The organism is Streptomyces sp. NPDC047841 (assembly GCF_040704085.1).
Classification (GTDB): Bacteria; Actinomycetota; Actinomycetes; order Streptomycetales; family Streptomycetaceae; genus Streptomyces; species Streptomyces argyrophylli.
In genome coordinates this window covers 170507-184895 of sequence record NZ_JBEYRP010000005.1, presented here as the reverse complement: position 1 = coordinate 184895, position 14389 = coordinate 170507, and the positions used below count along the sequence as shown (strand labels likewise).

Annotated in this window: 15 protein-coding genes; 4 read left to right on the top strand and 11 right to left on the bottom strand. The window is 71.8% G+C overall.

Annotated elements, in window-relative coordinates:
- Positions 1–6: 6 nt before the first annotated feature.
- The 3 genes from AB0947_RS09590 to AB0947_RS09580 all read left to right on the top strand — a co-directional run bounded on the left by AB0947_RS09590 (position 7) and on the right by AB0947_RS09580 (position 1690).
- Entirely contained in the window at positions 7–495 is a 489-nt protein-coding gene (locus tag AB0947_RS09590; RefSeq protein WP_366749737.1) for a YbaK/EbsC family protein, read from the top strand.
- Positions 492–1337 (top strand): DMT family transporter, encoded by an 846-nt coding sequence (locus AB0947_RS09585; RefSeq protein WP_366749736.1) that lies wholly within the window; start codon positions 492–494, stop codon positions 1335–1337. Before AB0947_RS09590 ends, AB0947_RS09585 begins: the two co-directional genes overlap by 4 nt.
- Before the next feature lie 77 nt (positions 1338–1414).
- The gene (locus AB0947_RS09580; protein WP_366749735.1) at positions 1415–1690 is read left to right on the top strand and encodes a DUF1876 domain-containing protein; all 276 of its coding nucleotides are present in this window, start codon (positions 1415–1417) and stop codon (positions 1688–1690) included.
- Positions 1691–1724: 34 nt separating this feature from the next.
- Here AB0947_RS09580 and AB0947_RS09575 read toward each other — a convergent pair whose 3' ends face one another.
- The 4 genes from AB0947_RS09575 to AB0947_RS09560 all read right to left on the bottom strand — a co-directional run bounded on the left by AB0947_RS09575 (position 1725) and on the right by AB0947_RS09560 (position 5615).
- Positions 1725–2885 (bottom strand): serine hydrolase domain-containing protein, encoded by a 1161-nt coding sequence (locus AB0947_RS09575; RefSeq protein ID WP_366749947.1) that lies wholly within the window; start codon positions 2883–2885, stop codon positions 1725–1727.
- Positions 2886–3050: 165 nt separating this feature from the next.
- A complete protein-coding gene (locus tag AB0947_RS09570) occupies positions 3051–3809 on the bottom strand; it encodes an ABC transporter ATP-binding protein (protein WP_366749734.1) in 759 nt (252 codons plus the stop codon).
- A complete protein-coding gene (gene cbiQ / locus AB0947_RS09565; RefSeq protein ID WP_366749733.1) occupies positions 3809–4570 on the bottom strand; it encodes a cobalt ECF transporter T component CbiQ in 762 nt (253 codons plus the stop codon). Before cbiQ ends, AB0947_RS09570 begins: the two co-directional genes overlap by 1 nt.
- A gap of 1 nt (position 4571) precedes the next feature.
- A complete protein-coding gene (locus tag AB0947_RS09560; protein WP_366749732.1) occupies positions 4572–5615 on the bottom strand; it encodes an energy-coupling factor ABC transporter permease in 1044 nt (347 codons plus the stop codon).
- Between the two features lie 150 nt (positions 5616–5765).
- On the opposite strand from AB0947_RS09560, the gene AB0947_RS09555 reads away from it, so the two are divergent.
- Positions 5766–6104, top strand: a complete 339-nt coding sequence (locus tag AB0947_RS09555) for an SsgA family sporulation/cell division regulator (protein ID WP_041665262.1) — start codon at positions 5766–5768, stop codon at positions 6102–6104.
- 20 nt (positions 6105–6124) lie between these two features.
- On the opposite strand, the gene AB0947_RS09550 is transcribed toward AB0947_RS09555, so the two are convergent.
- The 7 genes from AB0947_RS09550 to AB0947_RS09520 all read right to left on the bottom strand — a co-directional run bounded on the left by AB0947_RS09550 (position 6125) and on the right by AB0947_RS09520 (position 14389).
- Positions 6125–7792, bottom strand: coding sequence for a penicillin-binding transpeptidase domain-containing protein (locus tag AB0947_RS09550; protein WP_366749731.1), 1668 nt, complete (start codon positions 7790–7792; stop codon positions 6125–6127).
- A gap of 96 nt (positions 7793–7888) precedes the next feature.
- A complete protein-coding gene (locus AB0947_RS09545; protein ID WP_366749730.1) occupies positions 7889–9523 on the bottom strand; it encodes a penicillin-binding transpeptidase domain-containing protein in 1635 nt (544 codons plus the stop codon).
- A 255-nt stretch (positions 9524–9778) separates the two neighbouring features.
- Positions 9779–11044: a site-specific integrase gene (locus AB0947_RS09540; protein WP_366749729.1), complete on the bottom strand. Its 1266-nt coding sequence runs from the start codon at positions 11042–11044 to the stop codon at positions 9779–9781.
- A gap of 87 nt (positions 11045–11131) precedes the next feature.
- Positions 11132–11371: a helix-turn-helix domain-containing protein gene (locus AB0947_RS09535; protein WP_366749728.1), complete on the bottom strand. Its 240-nt coding sequence runs from the start codon at positions 11369–11371 to the stop codon at positions 11132–11134.
- 438 nt (positions 11372–11809) lie between these two features.
- Positions 11810–13285, bottom strand: coding sequence for an ATP-binding protein (locus tag AB0947_RS09530; protein ID WP_366749727.1), 1476 nt, complete (start codon positions 13283–13285; stop codon positions 11810–11812).
- A 2-nt stretch (positions 13286–13287) separates the two neighbouring features.
- On the bottom strand, positions 13288–14127 hold the full coding sequence (locus tag AB0947_RS09525) for a bifunctional DNA primase/polymerase (RefSeq protein WP_366749946.1): 840 nt from the start codon (positions 14125–14127) through the stop codon (positions 13288–13290).
- A gap of 106 nt (positions 14128–14233) precedes the next feature.
- Positions 14234–14389 carry a hypothetical protein gene (locus AB0947_RS09520; protein WP_366749726.1) on the bottom strand — a complete coding sequence of 52 codons (156 nt, stop codon included), beginning with the start codon at positions 14387–14389 and terminating at the stop codon, positions 14234–14236.

Genomic DNA, 14389 nt, shown 5'->3' with positions numbered 1-14389 from the left:
GCGCCCATGACGACGACCGCTCATCCTCGTTTCGCCGCCGCCGTGCAGGAGTCGGGACTGGGGGAGCTGCTGCCCCGGGTCCGCAGCTTCCCGGAGGCGACCCGGACCGCCGCCGAGGCCGCCGCCGCCATCGGGTGCGAGCTGAGCCGGATCTGCAAGTCACTGGTCTTCGCCGCCGACGGGGTGCCCGTGCTGGTGCTCGTGGACGGGGCCTCGCGGGTGGACGTCGAGCGGCTGCGGCAGGAGCTCGGGGCCGCGAAGGTCACCCGGGCCGACGCCGGGCTCGTGCGCGAGACCACCGGGTACGCCATCGGCGGGGTGCCGCCCTTCGGGCACCGCACCCGCACACGGGTCCTCGCCGACCGTTCGCTGCTCGCCCACGAGGTGGTCTGGGCGGCGGCCGGCACGCCGTACACCGTCTTCCCGATCGGGCCGGAGGAGCTCGTCGCCCACGCGGGCGCCACCCTGGTGGACGTGCGCGAGCGGCACGCGTGACACCGCTGGTCGCGACGGCCGTGCTGCTCGCCGCCGTCACCCACGCCAGCTGGAACGCCATCGCGCACCGCATCACCGACAAGCTCGTCGGCTTCGCCCTGATCTCCGGCGGTGGACTGCTGATCGGGCTCGCGGCGGCACCGTTCACGGCGTTCCCGGCGGGCCCCGCCTGGCCGTACCTGTTCGCCTCGGCCGCCGTGCACATCGCCTACTACGCGCTGCTGATGACCTCGTTCCGGCTGGGCGACTTCACGCAGGCATACCCCATCGCGCGCGGCAGCGCCCCGCTCGTGGTCACCGTGCTCGCCGCCGTCTTCGCGCACGAGGTGCCCGGCGCCTGGGCGGCCGCCGGCATCGCCGTGTCCTGCCTGGGGCTCGGCGGGGTCGGGCTGTGGGGACTGCGCGGGCGGCGGCCCGACTGGGCGGCGATCGGCGCGGCCCTCGCGACCGGCCTGACCATCGCCGCGTACACCGTCATCGACGGCATGGGCGTACGGGCCTCGGGCACGCCTCCCGGCTACATCGCCTGGCTCATGGCCGTGCAGGGGGCGGTGCTGCCCGCGTTCCTGTACGCACGCGCGCGTGCCGGCACCATCCGGCTCCTGCGGCCGTACGCCGCCCTCGGCCTCCTCGGCGCCGCCCTGTCCGTCGCCGCGTACGGCCTCGTGCTGTGGGCCCAGACCCGGGCCGCGCTCGCCCCCGTCGCCGCCCTGCGCGAGTCGTCCGTCATCGTCGGCGCCGCCATCGGCGCGCTGTTCTTCAAGGAGCGCTTCGGGGCGCCCAGGATCGCGGCGGCGGGCCTGGTGGTCGTGGGCATCGGGCTGATGCTGCGGGCCGGCTAGCGCGGCGCACGGTGCCGACATGACGGGCCGGGTGCGGTGACGCACCCTGGAAGCAGCGGTTTTCGGAGGTGGTCGTCATGATGCACACCGCTGTGGGATGGCACATCGAGATGGAGTTCATGGAGGACGATCAGCACACGCGCGCGGCGGCCCTGGTGCGCCTGCCCGACGGCTCCGAGGTACGGGCCCACGGCCGGGCCAGCCGGCACGGCGTCGACGCCAACCAGCCCCGGGTCGGCGAGGAGATCGCCGGTGCCCGCGCCCTCAACGAACTGGCCATGCACCTGCTGACCAAGGCACACGAGGAGATCGACCAGGCGTCCGGACGGACCTCGCACCCGATCCACGTGTGACACGCGCCCGGCGTGCGCCGAGGGCGCGTATGGCTCAGGCGAGCGCCGTGCGGACCGCTCGTACCAGCGCCTGCGCCCTCGGGTCCGCCGTCACGCTCTGCCGGAAGCCGTTGGTGACGTAGCCGAAGGCGACGCCGGTGTCCGGGTCGGCGAAGCCGAGCGCGCCGCCGCGCCCGGGATGGCCGAAGGAGCCGGGGGTGAGCAGCGGGGACGCGGCACCGTGCAGCATGTGGCCGAGGCCGAAGCGGGTGCCCACCACCAGCACCCGGTCCGGTCCGGCGGACTCCTCCGCGCGGGCCAGCTCCATGGTCCGCGGGGTGAACAGCCGGGTCCCGCCGTCGACCCCGCCGATGAGCGAGGCGTAGAAGCGGGCCAGCCCGTCGGCCGTGGCGATGCCGTTGGAGGCGGGCAGGGCGGCGGCGCGGTAGCCGGGGTCGTTCTCGTCGGGGAACGGGGTGATCGCGGCGAACGCGCGGCGGGTCAGGGAGTCCGGGTCGGCGTAGACCTCGGCCACCGCCCGCTTGGGGCGGGTCTTCAGCCCGCCGGCGGTCTCGGGCGCGTCCACAGGGCCGACGCGGCCCACGCGCGCCCGCTCCGGTTCCGGCAGGCCGAGCCACAGGTCCGCGCCCGCCGGCCCGGCGATCTCCTCGGCGATCCAGTCGCCGACCGGGCGGCCGGTGATCCGGCGGAGCAGTTCGCCGGTGAGCCAGCTGAAGGTCTGGGCGTGGTAGCCGTGGGCGGTGCCCGGCTCCCAGACCGGCGCCTGCGCGGCCACGGCGGCGGCGCTCAGGTCGGGGTCGGCGGCCTCGGCCGGGGTCAGCGGGCGGTCCAGCACGGGCACGCCCGCGCGGTGCGCGAGCAGGTCCCGTACGCGCGTGTGCTCCTTGCCGGCCGCCTTGTACTCCGGCCAGTAGGTGCCGACCGGGGCGTCCAGGTCCAGTTCGCCGCGCTGGTGCAGGAGCAGCAGCGCGGCGGCGGCGACGCCCTTGGTGGCGGAGCGCACGATCTGCGCGGTCCCGCGCTGCCAGGGGGCCGTGCCGTCCACGTCCCGGGTGCCGGCCCACAGGTCCACGACCCGGTGTCCGTCCCGGTAGACGGCGACGGCCGCTCCGCGCTCGCCGAGCAGCGCGAAGTTCGCGGCGAACGCCTCCCTGACCGGCTCGAAGCCCTCGGCCACAGTGCCGTTCACGTCCACGTCCACGCCCGCCGCCCCTTCCGCCCAGCCATCTCCTGCGACAGTGGGTGCAACACGGGGGACGAGCCTGCGATTCCTCGGTGGGACCGGCCCGGCAGAATCGTTACGTCGATGGCGCCGCGCGTCGTATGCGCCGCCGGCCGGGTCCGCGTCCGTCACGGCCCGTCACGCGCCCATGGCCACGGACTTCGGGTCGAAGCCGAACGGCAGCTCCAGCCGGTGCGCCCGCATCAGCTCCTCGTCGGAGAGCAGCGCGCCGGTCGGGCCGTCCGCCGCGATCACGCCCTCGCTGAGGACGAGGGAGCGCGGGCACAGCTCCAGCGCGTACGGCAGGTCGTGCGTCACCATGAGGACCGTGACGTCCAGGGAGCGCAGGATGTCGGCGAGTTCGCGGCGCGAGGCCGGGTCCAGGTTGGAGGACGGCTCGTCCAGGACCAGGATCTCCGGCTCCATGGCGAGCACGGTGGCCACCGCGACCCGGCGGCGCTGGCCGAAGGACAGGTGGTGCGGCGGCCGGTCGGCGAACTCCCGCATCCCGACCCGCTCCAGCGCGGTGTGCACCCGCTCCTCCAGCGCCGCCCCCTTGATCCCGGCGGCGGCCGGACCGAACGCCACGTCCTCGCGCACGGTCGGCATGAACAGCTGGTCGTCCGGGTCCTGGAAGACGATGCCGACCTTCTGCCGGATCGCGGCCATGTGCTGCTTGGACACCGGGAGCCCGGCCACGGTCACCGTGCCGGTGCCGCCGCCCAGGATGCCGTTGAGGTGCAGCACCAGGGTGGTCTTGCCGGCGCCGTTCGGGCCGAGGAGCGCGACCCGCTCGCCGCGCGCGATCGAGAAGTCCACGCCGAACAGGGCCTGGTGTCCGTCGGGGTAGGCGAAGGCGAGGCCGGAGACCTCCAGGGAAGCAGTCACAGGAACCATCACAGCATCCATCCCAGCAGGCAGACGACGAGGGCGGCACAGGGGAGGCTGAGCGCGTGCCGCCACTGCGCGCCGGACGCGGTCACCTCGTCGATGACCGGCATGGAACCGGCGTACCCCCGGCTCACCATGGCGAGATGCACGCGCTCCCCGCGCTCGTAGGAGCGGATGAACAGCGCGCCGGCGGACTTGGCGAGCACACCCCAGTGCCGTACGCCCTTCGCCTCGAAGCCGCGCGACTCACGGGCGATCCGCATCCGGCGCATCTCGTCGGTGATGACGTCGCCGTAGCGGATCATGAAGGAGGCGATCTGCACGAGCAGCGGCGGCAGTTTCAGCCGTTGCAGCCCGAGCAGCAGTTCGCGCAGTTCGGTGGTGGCCGCCAGCAGCACGGACGCGGCGACGCCGAGGGTGCCCTTGGCCAGTACGTTCCAGGCGCCCCACAGCCCGTTCACGCTGAGCGAGAGCCCGAGCACGTGCACCCGCTCGCCCGCCGCCACGAACGGCATGAGCACGGCGAACGCGACGAACGGCACCTCGATCAGCAGCCGCCCGAGCAGGAAACGGGCGGGCACGCGCGCCCGGTGCGCGACGACCGCGAGCAGCACGGCGTACACCGCGAACGCCCACATCGCCTCGCGCGGGGTCGACACGACGACCACCACGAACAGGAACGCGGCGGCCAGCTTGGTGTGCGGCGGCAGGCCGTGCACGGGCGAGTGCCCGTGCCGGTAGAGCCGGTGTGCGTGTCCCGCTCCCACGTCAGACGCCGGTGCTCGCGGGGGACACGTCGTCGGCGCGCCGCCTGCGCAGCGCCCAGAACACCGCGCTGCCCGCGACGACCGTGACGCCGACGCCGATCACGCCCGCGAGGCCGCCGGACAGCCGGGCGTCGGAGATGTCCTTCACGCCGTAGTCGGCGAGCGGCGAGTCGGCCGTGGTGTGCTGCTTCGCCTTCTTGTCGATCCCCTTGTCGTGCGCGACCTTCTCCAGGCCGTCGGGGTTCGCGGAGGCGTAGAAGCTGACGAAGCCGGCGAGGACCAGGGAGGTGACGAGCCCGGTGATCCACAGCGTGCGCCGGGAGGTGCGCGCCGCCACGGGCGCCGTCGGGGCGGGCGCGTCCACCAGTTCGCCGTTCACCCGCAACCGGAGCCGCTGCCGCAGGCCCCGCGCGCCGTACACCAGGTCCGGGCGTACGGCGACGACCGCGCCGACCGTCAGCGCGGTGATGACCGCCTCGCCGATGCCGATCAGGACGTGGACGCCGATCATCGCGGTGGCGACCTTGCCAATGGAGACGTCGGTGGTGCCGCCGACCGCGTAGATCAGCGTGAAGGCGACCGCCGCGGCCGGCACGGACACCAGCGCGGCGACGAAGGAGGCCACCGTCACCGAGCGCCGCTTGCGGGGCAGCACGGCGAGCAGGCCGCGGAAGACGGCGTAGGAGACGACGGTCGTGACGATCGCCATGTCGGTGATGTTCACGCCGAGCGCGGTCAGCCCGCCGTCGGCGAACAGCACGCCCTGCATCAGCAGCACCACCGACACGCACAGGACGGCCGTGTAGGGCCCGACGAGTATCGCGGCCAGGGCGCCGCCCAGGAGGTGGCCGCTGGTCCCGGCGGCGACCGGGAAGTTGAGCATCTGCACGGCGAAGATGAACGCCGCCACCAGGCCGGCCAGCGGGGCCGTCCGCTCGTCGAGTTCGCGGCGGGCGCCGCGCAGGCTCACGGCGAGGGCGCCGGCGGCGACCACTCCGGTGACCGCGGAGGTCGGGGCGTCGATGAATCCGTCAGGTACATGCACCGTACGATTTTAGGCCCTTGTTGCGAATGTCTTGCAAGAGAGACCGGCTCTCCATCTCCAGCGGAGGCGTGGACCGGGAAATGTGCGACTCTTGAGGGAAAGCGGATGCACGGCTTTCGCATACGTCACGGTGCGTGAGAGGGCGGTCCGATGTCTGTAGTCGAACAGTACGCGCGCGCTCACATCGTCACGGACGAGGAGGATCCCGGGGCCGTACCCGTCGTACTGCGGTACGACCCCGACGCCGATCCCCGCTCCGTCCGGGTCGGGCTGCCCGGACCGCACGAGTGGACCTTCTCCCGCGCGCTCCTCGAACGGGGACTGCGGGCGCCGGCTGAGAGCGGCGACGTCCGGGTGTGGCCGTGCGGGCGCGTCCAGGCGGTGGTCGAGTTCCACACCGACGACGGGGTCGAGGTCGTGCAGTTCGAGTCGAAGACGCTGGTGCGGTTCCTGCGCCGCACCTACACCGTCGAGCCCGTGCGGAGCTGATCGCGGCCGGGCGGAGCCGGTCAGCTCCCGAGCTTCAGCAGCTTCGCCACGATCGGGCCGGCCGTGTCCCCGCCGTGCCCGCCCGCCTGGACCACACCGGCGGCGGCGAGGTCGCCCCGGTAGGCGGTGAACCAGCCGTTCGGCTTCTTCTGCCCGTCCACCTCGGCGGAGCCGGTCTTCGCGCCGTAGTCCGGGCCGAGCCCCGCCATCGCCTGGGCGGCCGTGCCGTACGCGGCCGTGTACCGCATCAGCTCGCGCAGCTGGGACAGCGTCTTCGGCGACAGGGTGCGCGAGGCGGTGGCCAGCGTGCGGTGGTCCACGGACGGCGGGACCAGGTACGGCTGGTGGAAGCTGCCCGACTTCACGGTGGCCGCCACGGAGGCCATGTTCAGCGGGTTCATGCGCACCCCGCCCTGGCCGATCAGCGAGGCCGCCATCTGCGCCGCCGACTGCACCGGCACCGAGCCGTCGAAGGTGGGCACACCGATCGCCCAGTTGTTCATGGACAGCCCGAAGACCTGCTGGGCCTGCTTGGTCAGGTCGTCGTTCTTCAGCTTCTTCGCCTGGCTGATGAAGGCGGTGTTGCAGGACCGGGCGAAGCTCGCCTTGAACGTGCCGCCCTTGATCTCGAAGTCGTCGTCGTTGTGGAACTTCCAGCCGCCGTAGGTGACCGTCTTCGGGCAGGGGTGCTTCTTGTCCGCGGAGGCCAGGCCCTTGTCGATCAGCAGCGACGACGTGATGACCTTCATCGTGGAGCCGGGCGCGAGGGAGCCCTGGAAGGCGGTGTTGAAGCCGTGGCCGCCGTTGGCGACCGCCAGGATCTCGCCGGTCGAGGGCCGCAGCGCGACCACCGAGGCACGCGCGCGCCCCTCGACCTGCTGCTCGGCGGCGGCCTGGAGGGTGGGGCTGAGCGTCGTCCGCACCGTGCCCGGGGTGCCCTTGCTCAGCTCGACCAGCGTCTTGTCGGAGAGCTTGGCCTCCTTGGCGGCCTTGCCGCGCACCACGCGCAGCTCGACGCCCGCCGTGCCGCCCGCCGTCTTGCCGTACTTCTCCCGCAGCCCGTCCAGCACCGTGCCGAGGGACGGGTACCTGGCGGTGGTGATCTCGCCGCCGTCGCGGTCCAGCGCCTTGACCGGCGGGGTGCCGGACGCGCCGGTCACCAGCGTGTCGCCGTCCCGCAGTTCCGGGTGGACCACGGCCGAGTGCCAGTCGACCAGCGGCTTGCCGTCGCTCGCCCGGCGCACGACGGTGAACGAACTGCGGTAGGCGAACGGCTTGCTGAGGCCCCGGTAGGCCACCGTGGCCCGCACGGAGAACGGCACCTCGGCGCCCTTGGCCGTCCCCGGCTTGAGCGTGACGTCCTTCAGGTGGGCCTCCTTGGCGAAGCCGGTGAGCGCCTTCCCGGCGGCGGCGGGGTCGTCCGTGGCGTCCGCCGCCCGTTCGGCCTTGCCCTGCTGCCAGGCGGTCAGGAAGCGGGTGGAGGCCGTGCGGACCTCGGTGGCGGTGAGCGGGCCGGTCCTGACGGTCCGGTGGCCGGCCGTGGTGGCGGACTGCTCGTCGGCGGCGGCACCGCCGTCGTACAGCGCGTAGACGCCGAGCCCGGCACCGCCGACCACCACGGCGATCATCCCGCCGAGCACGGCGGGCCGGGTCTTCCGTCGCTCGGCGACGCGCCTTCTCTTGCCCACAGCCTCAGTTCCTCCGCACCTTTCCCAGGGTCCCCGCAGCCCGCACATTCCCCAACGACGGCAATCACCTTAAAGTCCCCGTCTTCCCGGGTGACGTCAGCCCGCGTTCCGTAGCACGCTTGCGACAATCGGCCCGGCGGCGTCGATGCCGTGCCCGCCGTCCTGGACCATGGCCGCCGCGGCGACGTCGTCGCGGTAACCGGTGAACCAGCTGTCCGACCGCGCCTCCCCGTCGACCTCCGCCGAGCCGGTCTTCGCGCCGACGTCCCCGCCCATCCCGGCCATCACGCCGGCCGCGGTGCCGCTGCGCGCGGTGCGGTTCATCATGGCGCGCAGCTGCTGGGCCGTGGCCGGCGACAGGCCGCGCGCGCGGGCCGGTTTCCGGTCGTCCAGCCGCAGCGGCACGATCAGCGGCTGGCGGAAGGTTCCGGTCTTCGCGGTGGCCGTCACGGACGCCATGTTCAGCGGGCTCATCTGGACCTGGCCCTGGCCGATCAGGCCCGCCGCGGTGTCCGGGCCACCGGGCGCCGGCACCCGGCCGTCGAACGTGGGCACGCCGATCTGCCAGTTGTCGCGGCCGAGCCCGAAGCGGTCCTCGGCCTCGCGGGTGAGGGAGTCGGGCTTCACCTCGTCCGCGAACTTCACGAACGCCGTGTTGCAGGAGCGGGCGAAGCTGTCGGCGAGGGTGGCGTGCCCGTCCGGCGTCATGCCCTTGAGGTTCTGGAAGGTCTGGCTCTGCCAGACGGCCGACGGCGGGCAGGGCGCCGGTCCGTTCGCGGTGGTCAGGCCGTTGTCGATGAGGGTCGCCGCGCTGATGATCTTCATGGTGGAGCCGGGGGCGCGTTCGCCGAGGAGGGCCGCGTCGAAGCCGTCGTCGCGGTTGTTGGCGACGGCGAGTATCTCGCCGGTGCTGGGCTTGACGGCCACGACCGAGGAGTCGGGGTACTTCAGCACGGCGTTCTCGGCCGCCGCCTGGGCGCTCGCGCTGAGCGTCGTGGGGAGCTTGCCGGGCCTGCCCTTGGCCAGGGTGAGCAGCGGGGTGTCCGCGACCTGGCTGCCGTCCGCCGCCGCCTGATGCCGGATCACCAGTTCCACCCCGGGCCGGCCGCCGGTCTTGTCGCCGTAGCGCCGGCGCAACTCGTCCAGGATCGGACCGAGCGACGGGTACGTCACCCGGGTGAGCACCTTGCCGCTGCGGTCCACGGCCTCGATCTCGGGGGCGGCCGACTCGCCGGTGGTGAGCGTGTCGCCCTTGCGCAGCCGCGGGTGGACGACGGAGGGCTGCCAGTCGACCAGCGCGCGGTGCGAGGTCTGGCCGCGTACGACGGTCAGCGCGCTGCGGTAGGAGAGCGGCCGGGAGGCGCCGGCGTACGACACCGTGGCCCGCACCGTGAACGGCACCGTGTCGCCGGTGGCCCGGCCGGGCGTGATCCGCACCGCGCCGATGTGCGCGTCGTGGCCGTAGGCCGACAGCAGCTCCCGGGCCGCCTCCGGGAAGTTGGTGTACGACGCGGCGGCCGCCGCGTCGCCCTTCTGCCAGGCGCTGAAGAACGCGCCGGTCGTCTCCTTCACCTCGGAGCCGCTGGGCGGACCGGTCCGCACGGCCGCCGGGCCCTCCGGGCCGTCGTCACCGTTCAGCGCGGACGCGACGTTGTACAGCCCGTACCCGGCGCCGCCGAGCACCGTGACGCACACGCCGCCGATGACGGCCGCCTTGACCCCGTTGCGCATGGTGCGCTTCCCCTCCCGTTCAGCCTGTTGAACACGTTCAAAACAGGTCGTGGGGGCACTGTAAGCGGTTGCGCTCCCCGAGTGACGGGAGTTGTCGAAACCGTGACTCAGACCCAGGTGTCCAGCCACATCCGCGACCGCCACGAGTCGATCGGGATGGCCTGGCCCGTGTACAGGGGCCAGAAGTAGATGAAGTCTGCGCGATCAGGCCCCGTAGGGCCCCGACCAGGGCGTTTGCCTCTGGCCGGGGCCGAATCAGGCGGCTTGGGCCGTCTCTGGGCCGTGATCTTGATGATCGGACGCCAGATAGAGGCTGTCGACGGCCTTCCGCGTGCGTCCCTCGCTGCTCGGCATCAGGTGAGTGTATGTCCGGAGCGTGAACCCCGGATCGCTGTGCCCGAGGTACTGACTCAGGGCCCGGATGTTCTCGCCGGCGTCCAGCAGCACGGAGGCGTAGAAGTGCCTGAGTGCGTGCATGCCGTGCTCGCGGGCCGACGCGTACCGCTCGCCCGCTTCCGCGTCGGGGATGATGCCGGCGGCGGCGAGCGCGGGCTTCCAATGATGATCGTTGAAGTTGCTCACGCGTACGTGGCGCCCCTCGACTCCGCTGAAGATCAGCCGCTTCGTCACGTGGGGGCCGTCTGGCGTGCGCCACGGCAGCGTCACGTCGATCGGCTCGAACTCCTTCGAGTGCTCCCGCAGCACGGTGGCCACAGCCTTGGGTAGCGGCACATCCCGGACCTTGCCACCCTTCGGCAGCGCGAAGACGTACTTGCCGCGGATGCGCTTGAGCTGTTGGCCCACAGTCAGCCAACCGCCCTCGTAGTCGAGCTCGTCGACGGCCAGGCCGAAGATCTCACCCTGTCGCAGCCCGCATCCTGCCCCGGCGTCCACGGCGGCCTGGTAGCGCCGGGGGAGGGCGGCGCGTACGCCGAAGACCTGCGCTGCCGTCCACGGGACGACACGCGGCTTGCCCGGTTTCGGGAGCTGCACCGTACGTGCGCGACAGGGATTCTTGCTCAGCAGCCCGTCATCGACTGCCGCGCTCAGCGCTGCGGAGACGGTGCCGACGATGATGCGTCGGTGGGACTCCGCCGGCACGGTGGCTTCCAGATCGGCGATCCAGGCGCGGATGTGCTCGGGCTTGAACGAGCCGAGCGGGCGAGAGCCGATGTGGGGGTAGGCGTGAAGTCGGAGCCGACGCTCCGCAGCCTCGCGACTGTTGATCTCGCCAGTGTGCGTCTTGACCCAGCGTTCCGCGTACTGCCGGAATGTCGTACGCGCGGCGCGCGGGTCGACGTACTGACCGCGCGACATGTCCGCTTCGATCTCGGTGAGCCACTGCTTGGCGAGCCGCAATTCCTTGTCGCGGAACGACTTGCTCTTCTCGGTCCCGTCCGGCCCGACGTACCGGGCGCGGTATCGGAGACCCGTTCCGTGGCGGTCGGTCTTGACCTTCACGGGCTTGCCGTCGGGGCCGGTGAGGGTCTTCAACCATCGGTCTTGGATGTGGCCTGCCATGTAGGGCGTGGTCCCTTCTGGACATGGGACGGGGAGGGCCACGGCGTGACCCTCCCCGGGAGATGGTTGCTGCGGTGTCTGGCCGCGTCAGGCAGCGTCGGTGGCGACGTCCTTGCGGCTGGTGACGTAGGCGCGTACGTCGGCGGGGTCGTAGCGAAGGTGCTTGCCGATGCGGAAGCCGGGCGGGCCGATGCGCTTCTTGCGCCACTGGTAGACAGTCTCTTTCGGCACCTCGAACATCTCGGCGATGTCGTCGGGGGTGAGGTACCGGTCCGGGAGGCCGCCTCGGAGAGTGGCGCGGGGATCGGGATCTGTCGGCTTTGCCATAGGGACTCCAAGCGGGAGGGCAGGGCCGCGTCTGTCCGAGGTTCGGATTTCTGCGTCATTGCGTCATCAGCGTCATTCGGGCTTCTGACCTGGGGTTTTGTGAGACGCAGTGGTGCGGGGGTGCGTCATCGGCGCGTCATGTGCTGCGTCATGGGGTGACGCAGATGACGCAGGATGACGCAGAGCCCGCCGTCTGCGTCATGGCTGTCGCCGCAGGTCAGGTGCCGTTTTTTGGCTTGCATGACGCAGATGACGCAGCGTCTTCCCTCTTAGGACAAAAGAGGGGGTGTCTGTTGGGGTGCGGTGCGGCTCACAGCGTGAAGAAGGAGCCGCTGCGCGGCGCGTCCTTGGGCGGCGCAGGCGCCGAACAGCAAGAGGAGCACGCCTGGCCGGTGGTGCTCTTCTTGCTTGTTCGCCGCGGGACCGCGAGGGCGCGGGTCAGAACATCGGTTTGTGCTCGGGTGGGGGCGGGGCCGGTTGGCGGGTCATTTCGAGGTAGCGGCCCTCGCTGGTGCGGCCCGAGTCGATGAGGACACCACGAGCGGCCAAGGTCGGTTGGAGGCGCTTGAGACGGTCGGAGAGGACCTTTCCCGTGGTCGGCCATCCCTTGGGCAGGGGACGCAGGTCCTCGCCGCTGTAGAGGCGGCTGAGGCAGTTGAGCCACTCGGTGGAGGTCATCCGCTGCGCCGCGCCCGGTTCGATGGTGTCGGCGTGCCTGAGGACGGTCTGCGCGAGGAGGTCACCTTCGATCACGTCGTCGTTGAGGTCATCCAGGCTCCGCCGGTAGGCGGCGAGCGCTCCCAGGCCGGTTGCCGCGTCGAGCTGCGCGCACAGGTGGGCGAAGTCGGCCATGCGCAGGTCGGTGGGGGTCTCCGCCTCGGCGGCGCGGACCTTGACCGTGAGGTCCAGGAGCGAGCCGAGAACGATCGGCAGGACCTCGGCGTACTCCGCCCATAGTTCCGCCTCGGTGCGCCTCACGCGGGGCCGCTCCAGACGCAGCGGCAGGAGCCGTTCGGCGAGGTCGGGCCGGATGACGCCGACGTCGATGCCGGTCAGGAGCAGGGGGCGGCGGTAGCGAGCGCGGAACACGTCCCCGTCGGTGAACAGGGCGCGTTTGACGTTCTCGGCGCCGGTGACGATGCAGCACATGGCGTCGGACAGGTCCGGGGTCATGTGGGAGAGGTTGTCCAGGGCGGTGACCCATCCGGCCGCCACCGCTGCGATCAGGTTCTCCTCGTCTTTCGGCGCGCGGCGCAGGTCACCGCTCATGCCCTCGATGATCCGTACGAGCATCCGACCGCCGGTGGACTTGCCCGCGCCCTGCGGCCCGGTGAGGAACGGGGCGGGGACGGGCACGGACGGCTCCAGGCATCCGATGAGCCAGGCGATGGCCAGGCATTCGGTCTCGGCGTTGGCGAAGTTGCAGAGCCTGAGCAGGAGGTCGATGCCCTTGCCGTTGGTGTCTTTGGCCGGCAGGGGCAGTTCCCCAGTGAGCTGGGTGCGCCTCCAGCACACCTCACGCGGGTCGGGAATGGCGACGTCCCACCCGGTGGGGTGGATGCGCACCGACTGCCCGTCGCTACGTCCCAGGTCCAGCCACGTCGCCCCATCGAATCCGGGGGCGACGCGGATGTGGACGGGCTGCACGTCCTCGGTCAGCGCGAGCGCTTCGATCAAGTCCAACGCCTCCTTGAGCGCGGTGCCGTTGAAGACGCCGAGCCCGTCCTTGAACAGGCCGACCATGAGTTCCTGGCGGTGGCTGCCCGTGGTGCCCTGGGAGCGGATCGGGCGGGCCACGGGGTGGCCGTTCTTCTGCGCGTACACGGTTCCGTCGGCGGTGCGGAAATAGCGGAAGTGCGCCTGCGCGTAGTCGGTGATGACCTCGCGGGCGGGGTTCTTCTCGTCGTCAGCCATGCTCACAGCCCCAACCTGATGCGGGCGTTGGTCCACGCGTCGGTGCAGTGCCGCGGCGATTCACCCTTGGCCTGCGCGGCGGCGAACAACCGCGTGACATGAGCGTCGGTGAGGCAACCGCACCGGCCGTGCGTGGACAGCACAGCCAGGAAGGTGCGGTAGACCGTGGCGTGGATCGCGCTGGTGGCCTCGGTGATGCGCTGCTCCGCCATGGCGATGCCACGCTCCAGATACACGGGCGTGCGATGGCGACACTCCCCGCCCGCGGCCGGTGCGGGCACGGTGACGGCCGGCGATGCGGTCCGGACCGTGGCGGCCCTGCTCACGACCAGCGCGCGCACGGCATCCGGCAGGTAGGCCATGGTGCCGGTGCCGAACCCGAGCCAGCGGGCGTAGGCCATCGTGGACTTGATGTCCACACCGGGGCGGACGGCGTTGGCGGACTGCATCGCACCGAGGTAGAGCCAGTGCTCACCCCGGGTGGTGGGCACGACTTGCGTGGTGGGCAGATTCTCGCGGGCCCACGCGATCGCGTCGCTGTTGTCCAGGTCAACGACCGTCAGACCGGCCCCGCCCGGGTGGTAGGCGACCGCCTCAGCTTGCAGCCACGCGCGGCGCCAGGGTCCGGAGGTGATGACGTGCGGGTCGGTGGTCGCGGCGGCCCATGCGTGGCACGGTCCGGGGCAAGCGCACGGTCCGGGGCTCTTCATGTTCGGCCGGCCGCCGCACGCGTTGTCCGCGCAGTGACGGCAGTTGCCGAACGGGACCTTCCCCGCCCGCAGCGGCAGCACCGGAATCTGCCAGGCGGCCAGTTCCAGGGCGGTGCGCAGGTGCTCGTTCATGCCGATGGGATGGGTCATGCTGGAGACCTCCAACAGGTCTGTTGTGGACTGGTTGGCCGGGGCGACTGCGGATCTTTGGCGAGAGGTGCAGTCGCCCCGGGCGGTGCTACTGAACGCCGTGGGCGTCGGGGCAGTAGCTCTCGGGGCAGTCGCAGCCGCCGCACTCGGTGCAGATGTCGCCCGAGCACTCGTCACACATGGCGTGGCCGGGGCATCCGTAGTCGGGGCACTCGTCGCAGTACTGCTCGTCCGCGTCGAACAT